The organism is Klenkia sp. PcliD-1-E (genome assembly GCF_024124375.1).
Lineage (GTDB): Bacteria > Actinomycetota > Actinomycetes > Mycobacteriales > Geodermatophilaceae > Klenkia.
The window spans coordinates 16,771-36,880 of the sequence record NZ_JAMXRZ010000031.1 but is presented as its reverse complement, the minus strand read 5'-3'; the positions used below and the strand labels follow the sequence as shown (position 1 = coordinate 36,880).

At 74.7% G+C, this 20,110-nt stretch carries 21 protein-coding genes, 1 pseudogene and 1 riboswitch; of the genes and pseudogenes, 15 read left to right on the top strand and 7 right to left on the bottom strand.

What is annotated here, in order from left to right; all coding sequences use genetic code 11:
- The 7 genes and pseudogenes from NH342_RS08500 to NH342_RS08470 all read left to right on the top strand — a co-directional run.
- Nucleotides 1-477 (top strand): annotated as a pseudogene (locus tag NH342_RS08500) (hypothetical protein); the annotation flags it as partial.
- Nucleotides 478-559: 82 nt separating this feature from the next.
- Nucleotides 560-1,648, top strand: coding sequence for a chemotaxis response regulator protein-glutamate methylesterase (locus NH342_RS08495; protein ID WP_253013694.1), 1,089 nt, complete (start codon nucleotides 560-562; stop codon nucleotides 1,646-1,648).
- Nucleotides 1,645-2,475 carry a protein-glutamate O-methyltransferase CheR gene (locus NH342_RS08490; RefSeq protein WP_253013692.1) on the top strand — a complete coding sequence of 277 codons (831 nt, stop codon included), beginning with the start codon at nucleotides 1,645-1,647 and terminating at the stop codon, nucleotides 2,473-2,475. The genes NH342_RS08495 and NH342_RS08490 overlap by 4 nt, the downstream gene beginning before the upstream one ends.
- Before the next feature lies 1 nt (nucleotide 2,476).
- On the top strand, nucleotides 2,477-2,854 hold the full coding sequence (locus NH342_RS08485; RefSeq protein WP_253013690.1) for a response regulator: 378 nt from the start codon (nucleotides 2,477-2,479) through the stop codon (nucleotides 2,852-2,854).
- Nucleotides 2,851-3,342 (top strand): chemotaxis protein CheX, encoded by a 492-nt coding sequence (locus NH342_RS08480; RefSeq protein WP_253013688.1) that lies wholly within the window; start codon nucleotides 2,851-2,853, stop codon nucleotides 3,340-3,342. Before NH342_RS08485 ends, NH342_RS08480 begins: the two co-directional genes overlap by 4 nt.
- Complete coding sequence (locus tag NH342_RS08475; protein ID WP_253013686.1) at nucleotides 3,339-3,701, top strand: response regulator; 363 nt, start codon at nucleotides 3,339-3,341, stop codon at nucleotides 3,699-3,701. The genes NH342_RS08480 and NH342_RS08475 overlap by 4 nt, the downstream gene beginning before the upstream one ends.
- Nucleotides 3,698-4,186, top strand: coding sequence for a hypothetical protein (locus tag NH342_RS08470; protein WP_253013684.1), 489 nt, complete (start codon nucleotides 3,698-3,700; stop codon nucleotides 4,184-4,186). The genes NH342_RS08475 and NH342_RS08470 overlap by 4 nt, the downstream gene beginning before the upstream one ends.
- A gap of 3 nt (nucleotides 4,187-4,189) precedes the next feature.
- On the opposite strand, the gene NH342_RS08465 is transcribed toward NH342_RS08470, so the two are convergent.
- The 4 genes from NH342_RS08465 to NH342_RS08450 form a co-directional block, all read right to left on the bottom strand.
- Nucleotides 4,190-5,200: a homoserine O-acetyltransferase gene (locus NH342_RS08465; protein ID WP_253013682.1), complete on the bottom strand. Its 1,011-nt coding sequence runs from the start codon at nucleotides 5,198-5,200 to the stop codon at nucleotides 4,190-4,192.
- Between the two features lies 1 nt (nucleotide 5,201).
- Nucleotides 5,202-6,500 (bottom strand): bifunctional o-acetylhomoserine/o-acetylserine sulfhydrylase, encoded by a 1,299-nt coding sequence (locus NH342_RS08460; protein WP_253013680.1) that lies wholly within the window; start codon nucleotides 6,498-6,500, stop codon nucleotides 5,202-5,204.
- A gap of 45 nt (nucleotides 6,501-6,545) precedes the next feature.
- Nucleotides 6,546-6,663: riboswitch (SAM riboswitch) on the bottom strand.
- Nucleotides 6,664-6,943: 280 nt separating this feature from the next.
- Nucleotides 6,944-8,263, bottom strand: coding sequence for an MFS transporter (locus NH342_RS08455; protein WP_253013678.1), 1,320 nt, complete (start codon nucleotides 8,261-8,263; stop codon nucleotides 6,944-6,946).
- A gap of 1 nt (nucleotide 8,264) precedes the next feature.
- Complete coding sequence (locus NH342_RS08450) at nucleotides 8,265-9,311, bottom strand: MBL fold metallo-hydrolase (RefSeq protein WP_253013676.1); 1,047 nt, start codon at nucleotides 9,309-9,311, stop codon at nucleotides 8,265-8,267.
- A gap of 114 nt (nucleotides 9,312-9,425) precedes the next feature.
- Here NH342_RS08450 and NH342_RS08445 point away from each other — a divergent pair, with 114 nt between their 5' ends.
- Entirely contained in the window at nucleotides 9,426-10,322 is an 897-nt protein-coding gene (locus NH342_RS08445; protein ID WP_253013674.1) for a LysR family transcriptional regulator, read from the top strand.
- A 10-nt stretch (nucleotides 10,323-10,332) separates the two neighbouring features.
- Here the strand turns inward: NH342_RS08445 and NH342_RS08440 are convergent, their stop codons facing one another.
- Nucleotides 10,333-12,117, bottom strand: coding sequence for an ABC transporter ATP-binding protein (locus NH342_RS08440; RefSeq protein WP_253013672.1), 1,785 nt, complete (start codon nucleotides 12,115-12,117; stop codon nucleotides 10,333-10,335).
- A gap of 75 nt (nucleotides 12,118-12,192) precedes the next feature.
- Between NH342_RS08440 and NH342_RS08435 the strand changes: the two genes are divergently transcribed.
- From NH342_RS08435 to NH342_RS08405, 7 genes are all read left to right on the top strand, one after another.
- Nucleotides 12,193-12,606: a MarR family transcriptional regulator gene (locus NH342_RS08435; RefSeq protein ID WP_308200626.1), complete on the top strand. Its 414-nt coding sequence runs from the start codon at nucleotides 12,193-12,195 to the stop codon at nucleotides 12,604-12,606.
- A gap of 41 nt (nucleotides 12,607-12,647) precedes the next feature.
- Nucleotides 12,648-12,926 (top strand): Sec-independent protein translocase subunit TatA, encoded by a 279-nt coding sequence (gene tatA / locus NH342_RS08430; protein ID WP_253013670.1) that lies wholly within the window; start codon nucleotides 12,648-12,650, stop codon nucleotides 12,924-12,926.
- Nucleotides 12,927-12,939: 13 nt separating this feature from the next.
- On the top strand, nucleotides 12,940-14,076 hold the full coding sequence (locus NH342_RS08425; protein WP_253013668.1) for a MalY/PatB family protein: 1,137 nt from the start codon (nucleotides 12,940-12,942) through the stop codon (nucleotides 14,074-14,076).
- A 22-nt stretch (nucleotides 14,077-14,098) separates the two neighbouring features.
- On the top strand, nucleotides 14,099-15,115 hold the full coding sequence (locus NH342_RS08420) for a zinc-binding dehydrogenase (RefSeq protein WP_253013666.1): 1,017 nt from the start codon (nucleotides 14,099-14,101) through the stop codon (nucleotides 15,113-15,115).
- A 182-nt stretch (nucleotides 15,116-15,297) separates the two neighbouring features.
- Nucleotides 15,298-16,695, top strand: a complete 1,398-nt coding sequence (locus NH342_RS08415) for an HNH endonuclease signature motif containing protein (RefSeq protein ID WP_253013664.1) — start codon at nucleotides 15,298-15,300, stop codon at nucleotides 16,693-16,695.
- Nucleotides 16,696-16,764: 69 nt separating this feature from the next.
- Nucleotides 16,765-17,268: a SigE family RNA polymerase sigma factor gene (locus tag NH342_RS08410; RefSeq protein WP_253013662.1), complete on the top strand. Its 504-nt coding sequence runs from the start codon at nucleotides 16,765-16,767 to the stop codon at nucleotides 17,266-17,268.
- Nucleotides 17,265-18,695, top strand: coding sequence for a hypothetical protein (locus NH342_RS08405; protein ID WP_253013660.1), 1,431 nt, complete (start codon nucleotides 17,265-17,267; stop codon nucleotides 18,693-18,695). Before NH342_RS08410 ends, NH342_RS08405 begins: the two co-directional genes overlap by 4 nt.
- Before the next feature lie 52 nt (nucleotides 18,696-18,747).
- Here the strand turns inward: NH342_RS08405 and NH342_RS08400 are convergent, their stop codons facing one another.
- Together NH342_RS08400 and NH342_RS08395 are read right to left on the bottom strand one after the other, a co-directional pair.
- Nucleotides 18,748-19,206, bottom strand: a complete 459-nt coding sequence (locus NH342_RS08400) for a hypothetical protein (RefSeq protein WP_253013658.1) — start codon at nucleotides 19,204-19,206, stop codon at nucleotides 18,748-18,750.
- Entirely contained in the window at nucleotides 19,203-20,108 is a 906-nt protein-coding gene (locus NH342_RS08395; RefSeq protein WP_253013656.1) for a mechanosensitive ion channel family protein, read from the bottom strand. Before NH342_RS08395 ends, NH342_RS08400 begins: the two co-directional genes overlap by 4 nt.
- Between the last annotated feature and the right edge of the window lie 2 nt (nucleotides 20,109-20,110).

The following is a 20,110-nucleotide window of genomic DNA, read 5'->3' as shown; positions in this document are numbered from 1 at the left end:
TGGGCGGCGGCCGCCGTGCCCGACCGCGACCGCCGGGCCCTGGCCCAGGCTGTCGCACGGGTCGGCCCCGTCCCGCTGCCCGACCTCGGCCCGACCACCGCCGCGGTGCTCGGCATGCTCGACCACCTCGCCGCCGCGGACCCCGTCGTCCTCGGCCGGTGGCGGGTGGCCGTCGACGAGGTGCGCGACACCCGGCAGGACTGGGCCGCGGCCATGCACGGGACCTCGTGGGCCGCGCACGTGTCCGGCCGCACCCGGGCGCTGGCCGCCGCGGTGCTGGCCGCCGTCCCGGCCTTCCGGACCGCCGGCTTCACCCCCGGCGACGGCGCCCGCGGGGTCTGGAACGCCGTGGCCGGCTGCGTGCAGGGCGTCGCCATGGCCGACCTGGTCGACGGCGCCGCGCTGGACCAGCTGCTGCTGCCCTGGCTGCTGGCCGAGGGTGACCACCCGTCGGGGGTGCTGCCGCCCGCCGGTTGAGCGTCCCGGCTCAACTCCTGACGATCCCGTGCCGAAACCAACCCCACGGCCGAACCCCGGCCCGAGCAGAGAGCAGGACACCGTGCCCCCGATCCGCGTGATGGTGGTCGACGACTCGATCGTCGTCCGCAAGATCGTCACCGACGTGCTCGGCGCGGACCCCGCCATCGAGGTGGTGGGCACCGCCGTCAACGGCAAGGTGGCCCTGGCCAAGGTCGACCAGCTGCGGCCCGACGTCATCACGATGGACATCGAGATGCCGGAGATGGACGGCATCGCCGCGGTCAGGGCGCTGCGCGGCGCCGGCCGCCGCACGCCGATCATCATGTTCTCCACGCTCACCGAGCGGGGTGCGTCCGCCACCTTCGACGCGCTGGCCGCCGGCGCCGACGACTACGTCACCAAGCCCGCCAACGTCGGCAGCGTGCAGCAGTCGATGGAGAGCGTGCGGGCCCAGCTGATCCCGCGGATCAAGGTGCTCACCGGCCGACCCGCCGGGCTGCCCGCCGCCCCCGCGGCGGCGCCGCGGACGACCGCACCGCCGCCCGCCCCGGTGGCCCGCGGTGCCCGCAAGGCCCCCGCCGTCCTGGTCGTCGGGTCCTCCACCGGCGGACCGGACGCGCTGACGAAGGTGCTGCCCCGGCTGCCGCGGGACTTCCCGCTGCCGGTGCTGGTCGTGCAGCACATGCCCCCGGTCTTCACCACCCAGTTCGCCGCCCGGCTGGACCGGCTCAGCGCCCTCGACGTCGTCGAGGCCACCGCCGGGACCCCGATCGCCCCCGGGACCGTGCACATCGCGCCGGGTGACTTCCACCTGACCGTCGCCCCCGGCGCCGGCCCGCGGCGGACCGCGCTGGACCAGGGCGCCCCGGAGAACTTCTGCCGGCCCGCCGTCGACGTGCTCTTCCGCTCGGCCGTGGCCGCCTACGACGGCGCGGTGCTGGCCGTCGTCCTCACCGGCATGGGCTCGGACGGCAAGCTCGGCGCCGGTCAGGTCCGTGCCGCCGGCGGCACCGTCGTCGCCCAGGACCAGGCCACCTCCGTCGTCTGGGGCATGCCCGGCGCGGTCACCCAGGCCGGCCACGCCGACGAGGTCGTCCCGCTCGACCGGGTGGCCGACACCGTCCTCCGGCTCGCCGGCCGCCCGTCCCTCGTCGGAGCCCGCCCATGACCACTGCCCTCGCCACGTCCGGGTTCGACTGGGTCTGCCAGCTCGTCCGCCGGGAGTCGGCCATCGTCCTCGCGCCCGGCAAGGAGTACCTGGTGGAGGCCCGGCTGATGCCGCTGGCCCGCCAGCTCGGCCTGCCCGGTGTCGCCGAGCTCGTCGAGCGGGTCCGCGCCCGCCCGGAGCCGGCGCTCACCCGCGGCATCGTCGAGGCGCTCACCACCAACGAGACCTCGTGGTTCCGTGACGGCGACCCCTTCACGGCGCTGACCGGCACCGTCGTCCCGGCCCTGCAGGCCGCCCGGCGGCCGGGGGAGCCGATCCAGATCTGGTCGGCGGCCTGCTCCAGCGGGCAGGAGGCCTACACGATCGCGATGCTGCTGGCCGACGCCCTGCCCGGCGCGTCCAGCCGGGTGCGGATCACCGCCACCGACCTGTCCCGCGCCATGGTCGACCGCACCCGGGCCGGCCGGTTCAGCCAGCTCGAGGTCAACCGGGGCCTGCCCGCCCCCATGCTCGTCCGGCACTTCAGCCGGGTGGGCGCGGAGTGGGAGGTCTCGCCCGCCCTGCGCCAGATGGTGACCGCCAGCGAGCTCAACCTCGCCGCACCCCTGCCCCGGCTGGGTCCCTTCGACGTGGTGTACCTGCGCAACGTCCTCATCTACTTCGACCCGCCCACCAAGCGCGAGGTGCTGCGCAAGGTGCGGCAGGTCATGCGCCCGGACGGCTGGCTGTTCCTGGGCGCCGCCGAGACGACGCTGGGCGTCGACGACTCCTGGGAGCGGGTCCCGTGCGGCCGCGGCTCCGCCTACCGACCGACGAAGGGGAAGTGACATGCGAGCGCTGGTGATCGACGACTCGCGCGCGATGCGCCGGATCGTCGCCTCCATCCTGGAGGGCTTCGGGTACGAGACCCGGCCCGCCGGGCACGGCCGCGAGGCCCTGGACGTCCTCGAGGAGGGCTGGGTGCCCGACCTGGCCTGCATCGACTGGAACATGCCGGTGATGGACGGGCTGCAGTTCGTCTCCGCCGTCCGGGCGAACCCGGCCTGGCGGCAGGTGACGCTCATGATGGTCACCACCGAGAGCGAGCACGGCCAGATCGTCAAGGCGCTGGCCGCCGGCGCCCACGAGTACGTCATCAAGCCCTTCACCGCCGACGCCATCGGCGACAAGCTGTCCCTGCTCGGCCTGATGCCGGTGCCGGCATGAGCGCGCCCATCACCGCCCTGCTCGACGGCGAGACCGTGACCGCGGTCGCCGGCGAGGTGTGGAGCGCGCTGGTCGGCGAGGAGGAGTACCTGCTCCCCGGCTACGGCCCGGTCGCGCCGCCCGTCGACGGGCCCAGCGCCTGGGTGACCGTCACCGGACCGTGGGACGGCGTCGTCGTCCTCACCTGCGCCGCCTCCGGCACCGCCGACCTGGCCCGGTCGGTGCTGCAGCTGGACGACGACGAGCAGCCCACCGCCGAGGACGTCGACGACGTGCTCCGCGAGCTGGCCAACATCCTCGGCGGCAACGTCAAGTCGCTGCTCCCCGGACCGTCGGCCCTCGGGCTGCCGGAGACCGGACCGGCCCCGCTGCGCGCCGAGGACGCCGACACCTGCCGCGTGTCCGCGAGCTGGCGGGGACACGACCTCGCCATCACCATCCAGGGCGCCTCGGAGGCGCCCCTCACCACCACGGAGGTCCCCACGTGAAGATCCTGGTCGCCGACGACAGCCGGGTGATGCGGCAGATCGTCGTCCGCACCCTCCGCCAGGCCGGCTACGACGACGTGGACGTCGTCGAGGCCGAGGACGGGGCCGACTGCCTGGCCAAGGTCGGCAGCGAGTCCCCGGACCTGGTCCTCTCGGACTGGAACATGCCGAACATGTCCGGCATCGAGTGCCTGCGCGCGCTGCGCGCCCAGGGCTCGGCGGTGCCGTTCGGGTTCGTCACCTCGGAGGGCTCCCCGGAGATGCGGGAGACCGCCTCCGACGCCGGTGCGCTGTTCCTCATTGCCAAGCCCTTCACCCCGGACACCTTCCGGGACGCCCTCGACGCGGTGCTGGCGTGACCGCGCCCGCGAAGACCGGGCTGCCCAGCAACAAGGCCGTCCGCGACCTGCTCGAGGGCCTGCTCGGCCGCGACGTCACCGTCGCCCCGGGCGCCCCGGTCACCCCGAACCCGTCCCGGCCGGCGGCCGTGGCCGCCTACGTGGACCCGACCTCGCGGCTGAACGCGGTCGTCCTGATCGACCTCCCGCTGTCGGCCTGGTGCGCCGGGGCGCTCGCGCTGCTGCCCAAGGGCGGCTGCGAGGACTCCGTCGAGGAGGGCGAGCTCACCGACGTGCAGGTCGAGGTGCTGCACGAGGTGGTCAACGTCGCCGCGTCGCTGTTCAACGCCGGCGGGGTGACCCACTCCAGGCTCGACCGGCTCTACGCCCCCGGTGAGGCCCTGCCGGGCGACATCGCCGGGCTGACCGCCTCGACCAACCGGGTGGACATCGACGTGAGCGTGGCCGGCTACGGCAGCGGGTCGCTGTCGGTCGTGCTGGCGTAGGGCTCAGCCCAGCAGTTCGCGGAGGAGGGCCCCCACGGCCGCGGTCTCGACCAGGAACCCGTCGTGGCCGTAGGGGCTCTCCACCACCCGCAGCGGGACGCCGAGCGCGTCGGCCACCCGCTGCTGCTCCTCGATGCGGTACAGCCGGTCGGAGTCGATGCCGGCCACCAGGCAGCGCGCGGTGACCCGCGCCAGCGCCGCCTCCACCCCGCCGCGCCCGCGGCCGACGTCCCAGGTGTTCATGGCCTGGGTGAGCACGACGTAGCTGTCGGGGTCGAACCGGCCCGCGAGCTTGGCGCCGTGGTGCTCCAGGTAGCTGGTCACCGCGAACCTGCCGTCGGGCTGCACCTCGTTGCCGAAGCGGGTGCCCAGCTCGAACGCGCTGCGGTAGGTCAGGTGCGCGATCCGGCGGGCCACCTCCAGCCCGCCCACCGGGTCGAGGGCGACCGCGGCCTGCTGGGTGGTCTGGGTGCCGATCTGGTCGGCGGTCGCGACCGGGCCCGAGGCCAGGAAGAACAGCCTCGCCACCCGCTCCGGGTGCGCGACCGCCCACTCCAGGGCCCGCATCCCACCCATGGAGCCGCCGATGACCGCGGCCCACCTGTCGATGCCCAGCGCGTCGGCCAGCGCCACCTCCACGGCCACCTGGTCGGCGATGGTGACCTCCGGGAAGCGGCGGCCCCACGGACCGCCGTCCGGTGCGTCCGACGCCGGGCCCGTCGTCCCCTGGCACCCGCCGAGCACGTTCGCGCAGACGACGAAGTGGCCGGCGACCCGCTCCTCCAGGGCCGCCCACCACCCCGGGGTGGGGTGGCCGGGGCCGGCGTCGCCGAACAGGTGGCTGTCGCCGGTGAGGGCGTGCTCGACCAGCACCGGCGGGTCGGCCGGGTCGCCCCAGGTCTCGTAGGCCACCCGGACGCCGGGCAGCGAGCCGCCGCGCTCGAGCTGCAGCGGACCCAGGTCGAGGAAGTGCCGGGCGCCCGACGGGTCCCCCTCCCGCCAGGCACCCGCCACCTCAGGCGCCCTTCGCCGCGCGGAAACCCGCCTCGAGGTCGGCCAGGATGTCCTCGATGCCCTCCAGGCCCACGGCCAGCCGGACCAGGCCCGGGGTGACACCGGTGGTCAGCTGCTCCTCGGGGGTCAGCTGGGAGTGCGTGGTCGAGGCCGGGTGGATGACCAGGCTGCGCACGTCGCCGATGTTGGCCACGTGGCTGTGCAGCTCCAGGGCCTCCACGAACGCCTTGCCGGCGTCGACGCCACCGGCGATCTCGAACGCGAGCACCGCGCCGGGCCCCTTCGGTGCGTACTTCTTCGCGGCGGCGTGCCACGGGGAGGACGGCAGGCCGGCGTAGTGCACCGACTCGACCTCGTCGCGGGCCTCGAGCCACTCGGCCACGGCCTGGGCGTTGGACACGTGCCGGTCCAGCCGCAGCGACAGCGTCTCGATGCCCTGCACGACCAGGAAGGCGTTGAACGGGCTGATCGCCGGGCCGAGGTCGCGCAGCAGCTGCACCCGGGCCTTGAGCGCGTAGGCCGGCGCGCCCAGGTCGGCGTAGACCACGCCGTGGTAGGTCGGGTCGGCGGTGGTGAACATCGGGTGCTTGCCCTGGGTCCAGTCGAAGTTGCCGCTGTCGACGATGATCCCGGCGACGGCGGTGCCGTGGCCGCCGAGGTACTTGGTCGCCGAGTGCACGACGACGTCGGCGCCGAACTCGATGGGCCGGATCAGGTAGGGCGTGGCGATGGTGTTGTCCACGATCAGCGGGACGCCGTTGCGGTGCGCGACCTCGCTGACCGCGGCGATGTCCAGGACGTCGCCCTTCGGGTTGCCGATCGTCTCGGCGTAGAAGGCGCGGGTGTTCTCCTGCACCAGCGCCTGCCAGGCCTGCGGGTCGTCGGGGTCCTCCACGAAGGACACCGTGATGCCGAGCTTGGGCAGCGAGTGGTGCAGCAGGTTGTAGGTGCCGCCGTAGAGGCTGGCCGAGGCGACCACGTGGTCCCCGGCCTCGGCCAGGTTGAGGATCGACAGGGTCTCCGCGGCCTGCCCGCTGGCCACCGCGAGCGCGGCGACGCCGCCCTCGAGGGAGGCCACCCGCTGCTCGAGCGCGTCCTGCGTCGGGTTCATGATCCGGGTGTAGATGTTGCCCATCTCCGCGAGGGCGAACAGGTCCGCGGCGTGCTGGGAGTCGCGGAACTGGTAGCTGGTGGTCGCGTAGATCGGCAGCGCGCGGGCCCCGGTGGTGGGGTCGGGGCTGGTGCCGGCGTGGATCTGCCGGGTCTCGAAGCTCCAGCTGGCCTGCGTGGGTTCGCTCATGTGCGCCGTCCTCCTCGGTGTCGGGAGGGCCCGGGCGCTCGGGCACTCCGTCGGTTGCCCCCCGGCGGGTGCGCGGACGGCCGGCTCTTCCCCTGGGAGCACCGCAGACGGAGTAGCGGTTGCCGGGCAGCAAGCCAGGTGCTTGTCGCTGCCTCTCGTGAGCCAGGTGCCATCGTAGTGGGGCGGGGTCCGGGCGGTCGAGCAGGGCCCGTCCGTGGCCCAGGGGGGCGGGAGGACAGTGCGCTCGGGCTGCGGGCCCGGGTCGCCGAGGGCGGGGGTGCTCACCCGGCGAACGTCTCGAGGCCGCCGCCGGCCGCGGTGCAGGCCGGGGGAGGTCCGGGCTCAGACGGGGGAGGTTCGCTCGTCGGCGAAGGTGGAGCGCGGATCGGGATCGGTCCCCACGTCGCGGAGCCGGCCGGGGCGCGCCGGCCGGCTCCGCGTGGTCACGCCTTCCCCGTCGCCGCGCCCCGCCGGGCCCACAGCAAGCCCGCGAGGGACAGCGCCGAGAACCCCATCCAGGCCAGGGCCACCAACGCGAGCCCGCCGCCGGCCAGCCCGACCAGGGCCGCGGCGATCAGTGGGGTGAAGCCGGCACCCAACGTGCTCGCCAGCTGGTAGCCCATCGACGTCCCCGAGTAGCGGACGTGGGCCGGGAAGAGCTCGGCGGCGAAGGCGCCGTACGGGCCGGCCGTGAAGCCCTGGATGACCGACAACCCCAGGAAGAGCGCGAGCAGCAGGGTCGCGGCCGACCCGGCCTCCAGCAACCAGGTGATGGGGAACGCCAACGCCATGGCCGCGACCGCGCCGGCGACCATGACCCGGATCCGGCCGAGCCGGTCGCTGAGCCGGGCGGCCAGGACGATCATGACGATGGTGCCGACGCCGGCCAGGGCCTTGACGTTGAGCACCGAACTGGGCGCCAGGACGGCACGCTGCACGGCCCAGGACACTGCCCAGGCCCCCATGACGCCCTGCGCGGCTTGGCCCGCAAGGCCGACGAGCACGCTGATGGTGAAGGCCCGCCGGTGGGTGGTCAGCACCTCGGCGGCCGGCACCTTGGCCGGGCGCGGGGCGGCTGCAGCCTGCAGGAAGGCCGGGGACTCGGCCACCTTGAGCCGGATGAAGACCACGACCGTCATCAGGACGGCGCTGAGCAGGAACGGGATCCGCCAGCCCCAGCTGAGGAACTCGGTCCGGGGGAGGGTTGCCGCGGCGCTGAGCACGAGCGTCGCGAGGATCGTGCCGACGGGTGCGCCGACGTAGGCGAAGGAGGCTGCGAAGCCCCTGCTCTCCCGGCGGGCGTGCTCGAAGGCGATGAGCATGGCTCCGCCCCACTCACCACCGATGGCGATGCCCTGCACGATGCGAAGGGTCACCAGCAGCAGCGGGGCGGCGATCCCGATCTGCGCCTGGGTGGGTAGCAGCCCGATGAGCGTGCTCGACACGCCCATCAGGGCCACGGTCACGACCAGCATCGCCTTGCGGCCGAGTCGATCGCCCAGGTGACCGAAGACCACACCGCCGAGCGGGCGGGCGAGGTACCCGACCGCCAGGGTGCCGAAGGAGAGGTACAGCGCGGTGGCACCGTCCAGGTCGCCGAAGAAGATCTGGTCGAACACGATGCCGGCGGCGGTCGCGTAGAGGATGAAGTCGTAGTACTCCAGCGCGGTGCCGAGCAGGCTCGACAGCAGGATGCGGCGCATGTCGCGAGGACGGGCCCCGACGACGTCGGAGGGTGCGGGTGTGCGGTCTGTAGCGGTCATCTCAGCGCTCCCCGGCCAGCACGGTCGCCTCGGCGCCGAAGGGGACGGTGGACAGGTCGTCGGGCACGAACAACGGACCGGCGAAGGTCTCCCGTGCGGCCTGCCAGCGCTCGGGCGGTGAGTGGACCGGTACGAGGTGGTGCAGCAGCAGCGCTCGCGCACCGGCGCGGGTGGCGATCTCGCCGGCCTCGCGCGGGGTGGTGTGCGCCCGGCGGTGGTGGTCCATGGTGGCGTCGGTGAGCTGGCCACCGGGGTACTGGGCGGCGATGCCCTCGAGGTCGATGGCCTCGTGCATGAGGAGGTCGGTGCCGGCGGCCAGGATGACCAGGTTGTCGCACGGCGCGGTGTCCCCGGAGATGGTCACCGAACCCTCGGCGGTGTCGAAACGGAAGGCGAAGGCCGGTGCGGTGGGCGCGTGCGAGACGAGGACGGCGGTCACCACCACCGCGTCGTCGCGGAAGACCTCGATCGGCGCCATGGGCGGCGCGACGTCCACGTCGGGGTCGAAGGCGAGGTCAGCCGGCAGCTCGATGTCGGCGACGTCGAGGTGCTCGTCGGGCCCACGGGTGAGGGAGTCGAACAGCCGGTCGTTGACGTCGGTGGCGAAGGCGCGCACCAACCCGTCGACCAGGTCGCGGGTGCCGGGCAGTGGTCGCTCGGGCGCCACCGGCCGCACCGGCCGCTGCGCCCGGTCCGACACCGGCGGGAGCGCGCCGCGACTGCCGGGACCGCGGACGGTGATCGCCGGGAGTTCGGGGTCCTTGCGCTCGAACGCGGCGAACAGCAGCAGGGTGGGCAGGTCGACGACGTGGTCGGAGTGCAGGTGGGTGAGGAACACGGCACGCACGCGGGCGAGGTCGATGCCGGCGTTCTTCAGCTGGCGACCGGCGCCCTGGCCGGCGTCCACCAGGTAGACCAGGTCACCCACGACCACGGCGGTCGCGATGCCGCTGCGCGGGCGCCCGTCCGGGCCGTTCCACCAGCGCGGGCCGCCAGACGTGCCCAGGGTGATCACCCGGGGGCCGCTCGGATCGATCGGGAGGCTCATGACCGGTTCCCTTCACGGAGGGCCGCAGCTCCGTTGCGCGGCTCCCGGCGACTGTGGCCCGCAGCACTTCTTGACTCAAACGAGAACTCAGAGGGGACTGCATAAGCTTCGCTGATGAAAGATGTCACGCTCCGTCAGCTCGAGTACTTCATCGCGGTGGCCGAGGCGGAGTCGATCACCCGTGCGGCGCTCGCCTGCCACGTCACGCAGGCGGCCATCTCGCTGGCGCTCAAGGACCTGGAGCAGACCATGGGCGTGCAGTTGGCCATCCGGCGTCGCTCGAAGGGTGTGCATCTGACCCCGGCGGGCCGGGAGCTCGCCACCCGGGCGCGCACCCTGGTGCACGACGCGCACCACCTGCTCCGTTCGGCCGAGAGCGACGACGGCTTCCGTGGCACGTTGACGGTCGGGTGCTTCAGCACGCTCTCCACCACGGTGCTCCCCCCTCTTGCCGGGTTCCTCGCGGAGGAGCACCCCGGCGTCGACCTGGAGATCGTGGAGGGCAGCGGCCCCGCGGTCCAGGAGCGCATGCTCCGGGGGCAGGTCGATCTGTGCTTCGTCTACGAGGCGCAGGTCCTCGACGAGGTCGAGGCGGTGCCGCTGCAGGAGCGCCGGTTCCACGTCGTGCTCTCCCCGGAGCACCCGCTGGCCGACCGTGACGACGTCGACCTCGCCGACCTCGCCGGACACCCTGCGGCTCTGCTCGACATCGAACCGGCCACCTACCTGAACCGAGCCATGCTGCGGGCCGCGGGCATCGATCCCCTCGTGGCCTACCGCAGCGCGGATGTGCACACCATCCGCGCCCTGGTCGGCCGCAACCTGGCCTGGTCGTTGCTCATGGAGCCCTGCGACGCGAGCTCGGAGGGGCGTCCGCTGCGCTTCCTGCCGCTGCGCGGGGGCCTGGGCGTCAACTCCGTGATGCTGGCCTACCCGAGAGGGGTGCGGCTGCCGCGGCTGAGCCAGGAGGTCGCGACCTTCAGCCAGCGGGCCTTCGGCGGGGCCTCGTGACCCCGTCCAGCTAGGCCGCGACGGCGACCGCCCCCGCGAGTGCGGCGTACCGGCCGCCGGCGGCGACCAGCTCGTCGTGCGTGCCCTGCTCCACCACCCGGCCGTGGTCGAGCACGGCGATGGCGTCGGCGTGCCGCACGGTGGACAGGCGGTGGGCGATGGTGATCGTCGTCCGGCCCTGCGCGACCTCGTCGAGGGCGGCCTGCACGGCGCGCTCGGTCTCGTTGTCCAGCGCGCTGGTGGCCTCGTCGAGCACCAGCACCCGGGGGTCGCGCAGCAGCGTGCGGGCGATGGCCAGCCGCTGCTTCTCCCCGCCGGAGAACCGGTGCCCGCGGGCGCCGACCAGGGTGTCGTAGCCGTCGGGCAGCGCTGCGATGACCTCGTGCACCTGCGCGCGGCGGGCGGCCAGCTCGATCTCGGCGTCGGTCGCGTCGGGCTTGGCGTACCGGAGGTTCTCCCGGATGGTGGTGTGCAGCAGGTAGGTCTCCTGGCTGACCACGCCGACCACCCGCGACAGCTCGGCCAGCGACAGGTCGCGCACGTCGACGCCGTCCACGGTGACCCGGCCGGTGGTGACGTCGTTGAGCCGGCTGACCAGCGAGGCGAGGGTGGACTTGCCCGAGCCGGTCTCGCCGATCAGGGCCAGCGTCGTGCCGGCCGGCACGACGAGGTCGACGTCGCTGAGCGCCGGCCGGTCGCCGTAGGAGAACCCGACGCCCTCGAGCCGCACCTCGCCGCAGACCTGCGGCAGGGCCACGGGCTCGGCCGGGTCGTCGATGTCCACGGGCAGGTCCAGGTACTCGAACACCCGGCTGAACAGAGCCATCGAGGTGATGACCTGGCCGCCGACGTCGAGCAGGCCCATCAGCGGGCGGAACAACGTGCCCTGCAGGGCGGTGAAGGCGACCAGGGTGCCGATGGTCATCCCGCCCGACGTCGCCGGGAGGCCGGCGAACAGGTAGATCAGCGCCGGGATGCCGGCGAACACGATGCTCATCGACGCCATCCGCCAGCGGCCGGCCAACTGGGAGCGCACCTCGAGGGCGACCAGCTCCTGGGAGGTCCGGGCGAACCGCTGGGACTGCGCGGGGCCGGTGCCGAGGGTCTTGCCCAGCTGGACGCCGGAGATCGACAGACCCTCCTCGACCTGGGTCTGCATGTCGGCCATCCGGCGCTGCCGCTCACCGGTCACCTCGCGGCGCATCAGCGCGACCTTGCGGGTCAGCCAGACCGCCGGCGGCAGGACGACGAGGGACAGCAGGGACAGCCGCCAGCTCAGCGCGGCCATGGCGACCGCGGTGCCGACGACGGTGGTGGCGTTGGAGGCCAGGCCGGTGGCGGTGGAGGTGACGACCGACTGCATGGAGCCGATGTCGTTGGTCAGCCGGGACTGCACCTCGCCGCCGCGGGTGCGGGTGAAGAAGCCCAGCGACTGGCGCTGCAGGTGGGTGAAGACGGAGGTGCGAAGGCCGTGCATGACGCGCTGGCCCACGGTGGTGGAGATCCAGGTCTGCACGACGCCCAGCAGGGCGGTGGCGGCGGCGACGGCGACCATGCCGGCGACGGCCCAGGCCAGCAGCCGGACGTCGGTGCGCGGCAGGGCGTCGTCGATGACGGTGCGGACCAGGAAGGGCGTGGCGAGGGCGATCAGCGAACTGGTCACGATCAGCGCCATCACCGTGCCCACCTGGAGGCGGAACGGGCGGAAGAGCGCGAGCACGCGGCGCAGGGGCACGGGGGAGCGCTCGAGCTGGGTGCGGTCGGCGGGGTCGGTGCGGGTCTCGGGGCGTGGCATGCACGGCCCCCTCTCTGTCGATGCTGTGGTTACCTCACTGTGCACCAACCTCAGCGATTGCGCTAGCATTCCGGCGTGCCGACCGACGACGACCTGGGCGAGCTGATCGTCCGCGCGGCGCGCTCGCTGCGCGGCCGGTGGCGGGCGGTGCTGGAGCCGTGGGACCTGTCCCCGCACCAGGTCCGGGCGCTGATGACCGCCGGGCGGGACGACGGCCTGCGGCTGTCGGGGCTGGCCGAGCGGCTGCACATCGCGCCGCGCTCGGCCACCGAGGTGGTCGACGGGCTGGCCGAGCGCGGCCTGGTCGAGCGGGTGCCCGACCCCACCGACCGGCGGGCCGTGCTGGTGCGGCTCACGCCCGAGGGCACCCGGGTGCGCGACGAGGTGGCCGCAGCCCGGGCCGCCGACGCGAAGGCCGCGCTGTCCCGGTTGCCCGCCGACGAGCGGGCCGAGCTCGCCCGGCTGCTGCGCAGGTTCCTGGACAGCTGAGATGACAGCTGACGTCCAGGTTCGCGCCGCACCCTGACGGCATGGACCTGGGCGTACCCGAGATCGGCCTCATCCTGCTGGCCGTCTTCGTGCTGTTCGGCTACAAGAAGCTGCCCGACGCGACCCGCTCGCTGGGCCGGTCGCTGCGCATCTTCAAGGGCGAGATGAAGGGCATGCAGGCCGACGACGCCTCCGCGTCCCCGGCGTCGCCGGCCGACCTGGAGGCCGCGGCCGCCGAGGCCGAGGCGGTCGCCCTGGAGGCCCGGGCCCGCGCCGCCCGGGCCCGCGCCGACGCCGAACGGCCCTCGATCCCCTCCTGACATCCTCGGCAGCGTGCAGCCGGAGTTCCTGACCCTCGCCGACACGGTCGGTGCCGCCCGCCGCCGCAGCGAGAAGTGGGCGGCCGAGGACCCCGACGTCCTGCCGCTGACGGTTGCCGAGCTCGACGTGGCCCTCGCCCCGCCGGTGGCCGACGTGCTGGCCGCGGCGGTCGCGGCGTCGGACACCGGCTACCCCTCGGCGGCCCCCGGGCTGGGCCGGGCGTGGGCGGGGTTCGCCGAGCGGCGGTGGGGCTGGATCCTGGACTCCGCGGCGGTCCGCGCCGTCCCCGACGTGGGGGTCGGCGTCGTCGAGGTGCTGCGCGCCCTCGGCGCCCGCGGTCGCACCGTGGCGTTCAGCCCGCCGGTGTACCCGCCGTTCTGGTCCTGGGCCGACGAGGTCGGCGCGCAGGTCTGCGAGGTGCCGCTGGCCCGCGACCCGTGGCGGCTGGACCTGCCCGCCCTGGACCGGGCGTTCGCCGAGCACCGGCCCGTCGCCTACCTGCTCTGCTCGCCGCACAACCCGGTCGGCCGGGTGCACGGGGCCGAGGAGCTGGCCGAGCTGGTCGCGCTGGCCGCCCGGCACGGCGTCCGGGTGGTCGCGGACGAGATCCACGCGCCGCTCACCCTGCCCGGGGCGGTGCACACCCCGCTGCTCGCCGTGCCCGGTGCGGCCGAGGTCGCGGTGTCGGTGCTCTCGGCCAGCAAGGCGTTCAACCTCGCCGGCCTCAAGTGCGCGGCAGTGGTGAGCGGGTCGCCGGCCGGGCGCGCCGTCCTGGACCGCCTGTCGCCGGACCTGACGTCGCGGACCGGGCACCTCGGCGTGCTCGCCTCGCTCGCCGCCCTGGACCACGGCGACGCCTGGCTCGACGGACTGCTGACCGAGCTGGCCGCCCGGTTCGACCAGCTCGGCGACTTGCTGGGGCGGCAGCTGCCGGAGGTGCGGTGGGCCAGGCCCGAGGCGACCTACCTGGCGTGGCTGGACGTGTCCGCGCTGCCCGGCGACCCGGTCGAGGTGTTCCGGCGTCGCGGCCGGGTCGCCCTGCAGGACGGCGCGCGGTTCGGCGGCCCCGGCTTCGCCCGGTTGAACGCCGGCACGGGTGCCGACGTGCTGGCCGAGGCCGTGGCGCGGATGGCGGCGGCGCTGCGCTGAGCCCGTCGGGCACGCTGTGTGCGTGCGTGCCCTGGTCTTCGAGCAGTTCGGTGGTCCGCTGACGGTGCAGCAGGTGCCGGACCCCGCGCCCGCCCCGGACGGCGTGGTGGTGGAGGTGGGGGCCAGCGGCGTGTGCCGCAGCGATTGGCACGCCTGGTCCGGCCACGACCCGGACGTCGTCCTGCCGCACGTGCCCGGGCACGAGCTGGCCGGCACCGTCGCCGCGGTGGGGGACCGGGTGCGGGGGTGGTCGGTCGGCGACTGGGTCACGGCGCCGTTCGTCTGCGCCTGCGGCACCTGCCCGCCGTGCCGGGACGGCGACGGGCAGGTGTGCCTGCGGCAGACCCAGCCCGGGTTCACCCACTGGGGATCCTTCGCGCAGTACGTCGCCCTCGACGCCGCCGACGTCAACCTGGTCGCCCTGCCCGAGGACCTCGGGTTCCCGGTCGCCGCGTCGCTGGGCTGCCGGTTCGCCACCGCCTTCCGCGCGGTGACGGGGGTGGGGCGGGCGGCGCCGGGGGAGTGGGTGGCGGTGGTCGGCTGCGGCGGGGTCGGGCTGTCCGCCGTCCAGGTCGCGGTCGGCGTCGGGGCGCGGGTGGTCGCCGTCGACCCCTCCCCGGGGGCCCGGGAGCTGGCCCGTGCGATGGGGGCCGAGCACGTGCTGACCTCGACCGGCGGCGTGGTCGAGCTGACCGGTGGTGGGGCGCACGTGGCGCTGGACTGCCTGGGGTCGCCCGCCACCTGCGAGGCCTCGATCCGGTCGCTGCGCCCGCGCGGCCGGCACGTGCAGGTCGGGCTGCTGCCGCCGTCGCAGGGCCGGGCCGCCGTCCCGATGGAGCTGGTGGTGGCCCGCGAGCTCGCCGTGCTCGGCAGCCACGGCATGGCCGCGCAGGACTACCCCGCGATGCTGTCGATGATCGCCGCCGGCCGGCTGCGTCCCCAGGACCTGGTGACCCGGGAGCTGCCGCTCGCCGAGGCCGGCCCCGCGCTCGTCGAGGTCGGCCGCACCCCCGGCGTCACGGTGCTCACCTCCTTCTGACGCACCGGGGCCGCCGCGCGTGCCCTCCGCGCGCAAGGTGTCATCTGACGCTCAGGACCCACTCCGGCGATCGAACGGGTCTGCGTCGTCATGTGACGGTTGACCTGCGGATTCGTCTCGACGGATGGGGCCTGGCGCGGTAGACTTCGAACACCTGATCGAATGGATGGGAGGTGTCGGCGGTGGGTCTGGACGACGCCGAGCCCTGGACGCCCGAGCCCCTCGCCCCCGGCGCGCTCGGTGCTGAGCGTCCGCCGGCGCCCTCGCCGATGGCTGCCGCCTCCCGGTCACCGGAGCCACCGCCGGCCGATGTGTGCGCGGCGATCGAGGCGGCGCTGACTGCGTCGCGAACGCCGCTGGAGGGCGGGGTATCGGCCGCGCAGTTGCTGGACCGGGCGCGGGGTCTGGCGCGGTTGGTCAACCTCGCGCAGGCCGAGCTGGCTCGCACCGTCGCCCACGCGGAATCGGTGGATGCTGCCTGCGCCGACGGGTTGACCGGGATGCGGCCGTGGCTGCGCGGGCACGCCCACCTGTCCGGCCCCGAAGCCGGCGGGACGCTGGCCGCCGGGCGGCTGGCCCGGCGGATGCCGGCCGTGGGTGCCGGTGCTGCCGCCGGTGGGATTACCGCTGGTCAGCTGGCGGTCATCGACCGGCTGCTGACCGCCGAGGTGTGGGCCACCGCGCAGGCGGCCGGGGTCGACCTGCCCGAGATCGACCTGCTGGTCGCGCAGACCGCGATGACCGCGCCGCGGCGACTGGCCGATGTGTGCCGGCAGCTCGCCGACGCCATCGACCCCGACGGCCCACCCCCGGCCGACCCCACCCAGGTGAGGGGCGTGCGGGTCACCCGCCGCGCCGATGGCACCCGCATCCTGCGCGGCACCCTGGACGCCGCCGGCGGCGAGCGGGTCGAGGCGGCCCTGGAGTCCATCAGCGCCGCCAGCCGCTGCGAAGGCGACCTGCGCAACCGCGACCAGCGGGCCGGGGACGCCCTGGTCCAGCTGGCCGACCTGCACCTGGCCGCAGGGGACCTGCCGATGCTGCGCAAGGCCCGCCCGCAGATCACCGCGCTGATCCAGCTGGAGGACCTCGCCGACCCCGACACCCGCCCCGCCGCCACCCGGCTCGGATCCGGGGTCACGGCGTCGAACACGGTGGCCCGGCAGGCCGCCTGCGACGGCGACGTCGCCCGCATCCTGCTCGGCCCCGACGGCCTGCCCCTCGACGTCGGCCGCGCCCACCGGCTGGTGCCCGCCCACATCCGCCGCGCCGCCGAGGTCCGCGACGGCGGCTGCGTGTTCACCGGCTGCCACGCCCCCGCCTGGTGGTGCGACGCCCACCACCTCATCCACTGGATCGACGGCGGCGAGACATCGCTGGCCAACACCGCGCTGCTGTGCGAACGCCACCACACCCAGGTCCACCACGGCTACGCCCTGCGATGGGACCCCGACGACCGGTACTGGCGCACGTTCCGCCCCGACGGCCGCGAGATCATCACCGGCCTCCTCACCGACACCACCGGCCAACCCATCGACCACCGCCGAGAACCCGACCCACCCCTGTTCGACCGCAGCTGAGACCTGTCGCAACCTTCCCGGGCGTCCACTGCGTCTTGGATGCAGGGGCGGCGACGGGGGAGGAACCGGGTGGACGACGAGCGGGACGAGGCGTTCGACGCCTTCGTCGTCCGGCGGTACGGGGCGCTGCTGCGCACCGCGCACCTGCTGACCGGCGACCGCGGCCTGGCCGAGGACCTGCTGCAGACCGCCTTGCTGCAGACCTACCGCCGCTGGGACGGCCTCACCGACCAGGAGGACCCGGTCGGCTACGTCCGGCGTGTGCTGGTCACCACGCAGACCAGCTGGGCCCGCCGGTTCTCCTTCCGCGAGCAGGTCGTCGCCGCCCCGCCCGACACCTGGCGCGAGGACGCCGGACCCGCCGACCGGCTCGACCTCTGGCGGGCCCTGTCGAGCCTGCCCGCCCGGATGCGCGCCGTGCTCGTCCTCCGGTTCTACGAGGACCTCAGCGAGGCCGCCACCGCCGACCTGCTCGGCTGCTCGGTCGGCACCGTGAAGAGCCAGACCTCGCGCGGCCTCGCCCGGCTGCGCACCCACCTGCCCACCGACGACCTCGTGGAGGAGAACCGATGAGCATCGAGGACGACGTCCGCCGCACCCTGCGTGCCGCCGCCGACGACCTGGGCGACCCGGTCGTGCCCCACCGCGTGCTGTCCGCCGGGCTCCGGCAGACCGAGCAGCGGCGTCGGCGACGCCGCACCGGCTTCGTCACCGCGGGGGTGGCGGTCGCCGCCGTCGTCCTGGCCGTCCCCGTCGGGCTCGGATCGCTGCGCACGGACCCCGCGGCCCCGACGGCAGCCGCCGTCGACGTCCTGGCCGGGGCCACCCGGGGGTCGCTCGCCGGCGACCGGGACTTCCTCGACGGTCTCCTCCTGCAGGGCTGGGGCGACGTCCCGGCCGACGCGCCCGTCGCCGACGTCGGCACCCGGCGGGTGGTGTTCGCCGGGGACGTCACCACGGGGCGGTGGGCACTCGTCGTCGGCAGCAACCCGGCGCCGTCCACCCTCCCGGCCGAGCAGCAGAGCGACCTGGGCGCGATGAGCGCGGTGACCGGCGTGTGGTTCGTCGGCCCCCCCGGGGCCACGCCCGAGCAGATGCAGCCGGTCACCTACCCCCGGGGGATGGACCCCGCCCAGGTGCAGACCCTGGCCGACCCGCTGACCGGGGACGTCGTGGTGCTCGCCGCTCCGGGCGACGACGTCGAGCTGTCCGACCGACCCGACGTCAGGGCCGACGGGACGGTGGGCCGGGTGTGGCGTCCCGTCGAGGTCACCGACGGTCTCGCCGTCGGCCGCTTCGACGTCGCCGCACCGACGGCCACCTACAGCACCGCCGGCCACGTGCGGGTCACCCGCGACGGCCGCCCGGTCCTCGAACAGCCCGCCGACCAGTTCGGCCCGGCCGACGGGTTCCCGGCGGTCACCGTGCCCATCGCCTACCCGCGCGGTCAGGTGGCCGGCGCCGACCTGGTGGACCAGAGCAAGGCCGCCGACGTCCTCGGCCGCACCGGGCTCGTCGCGGACCAGGTCCGGTTCGAGGTCGTCTGGTCCGGCGCGGTCCCCGGGCCGGGCGACGGCCCCACCTGGGCCTCGGTCATGGTGGCGACGCTCCCCAGCGGCGCGCGGATCGTCCAGGGCTACGACGTCGAGGAGATCACCGCCGGCAGCACCGCGACCCAGGCGGCCCAGTACGGCAGCGGGCAGTCGGTGCTCCAGGTGCTGCCCGCCGGCGGGGAGGCCACCGACCTGGTGGTCGCCATGGAGACCGCGATCAGCGGACCCGGGGGGCGGGACACCGTCCGCTCCCTCGTCGTCGCCGTCCCCGACGCGGTGACCTCGGTGGTGGCGCTCTCCGGCGGGGGTGGGGAACTGGCCACCCTGGTCCCGTCCGCAGGTGCGGCGGTCGGCCCGTTCCCCGACGGCACCGTCGCAGTCCGGGCGGTGTTCTCGGGTGGTGTGACCCAGGTGTTCCCGCTGGGCAGCTACACCGGCGACCTCTGACCGGTCGCACCCGCTGGGGGCCGCGACCACCGGCGAGGCAGCCGGCCGGGGGTCAGCCGGTGGGGTCGGCCGTGGTGCCGGGGGCCGTGGACCTCGTGGGGGCCGACGTGGTGGTGGTCGGGGCCGACGACGTCGGCGGGGCCGACGTCGTGGGTGCGGTGTCCTCGTCGGTGGTCCGCGGAGCCGTCGTCGTGGGACGGGACGTCGTGGTCGACGGCGCGGTCCCCTCCGGCGACGTCGTGGCCGGTGCCTCCGTGGTGGTCGGGGCCGGTGCCTCGGTGGTCGGCGCGGGGGCCTCGGTGGTCGGGGTCGGGTTGCTGAGCGACGCCGACATCGCCGAGGGGTCCCAGGCGAAGAACAGCGCCACGAACAGCACGGCCAGCACGACCGTGGACGTCCGGGCCCGGCCGATCCGGGAGGGCACCCGCGTCGGCAGCAGCCGCGGGCGGCGGCGGGTGGCCGGCTCGGCGGTCACGGTCGGCACCGGGGTGGTGGGCTGGCGGTCGGTCACGAGCTCACCTCGCGGGGGTCGTGGCTGGTCACCGGGTCCTCGGGGCTCTGCGGGCGGACGACGATGCCTTCCCGGCGGAAGGCCAGCGCGATCCGGGACCGCAGGTCGCGGCCGACGTCGAACTGCTTGCCCGGCAACGTCCGCGCGACGATCCGCACGTTCACCTCGTCCAGGCCCAGGCTGGTCACGCCCATGACGCTGGGCGCGTCGAGCAGCAGCTTCGTCAGGTGCTCGTCGGCGAACGCCTGCTCGCCCACCTCCCGCAGCACGTCCTGCACGTGGCTGACGTCGGTGGTCGCCGGCACCGGGACGTCGATGACCGCCCGGGCCCAGTCGCGGGAGAGGTTGATGACCTTCACGATCTGGCCGTTCGGGATGGTCACCACCTCGCCGTCCAGCGAGCGCATCCGGGTGATCCGCAGCGTGACGTCCTCGACGGTGCCCGAGGCCGGGTCGCCCCCGCCGACGACGTTGATCGAGACGACGTCGCCGAAGCCGTACTGCCGCTCGGTGATCAGGAAGAACCCGGCCAGCACGTCCTGCACCACGCGCTGCGCCCCGAAGCCCAGCCCGACGCCGAGCACGGTGGCCGGCGCCACCAGGCTGGTCACCGGCAGACCCAGCGTCGAGAGCACCGTGACCGTGGCGACGGTGTAGACCACCACCACGGCCACCCACTGCAGCACCTGGGTGAGCGAGTGCCGGTGCTTGGCGGCCTCGGAGCGCACCAGCGCGTCGCCGCCCGACGAGGCGGCGTCGATGCGGGAGGTGACCTTCCCGCCCACCCAGGTGATCAGCCGGGCCAGCAGCACCGCGCCGATGACGATGAGCAGCACCGCCAGGCCCCGGCCCCGGACCCAGTCGGTCAGGCCGGACAGCGGTGCGAGTGCGACGACGTCCATCG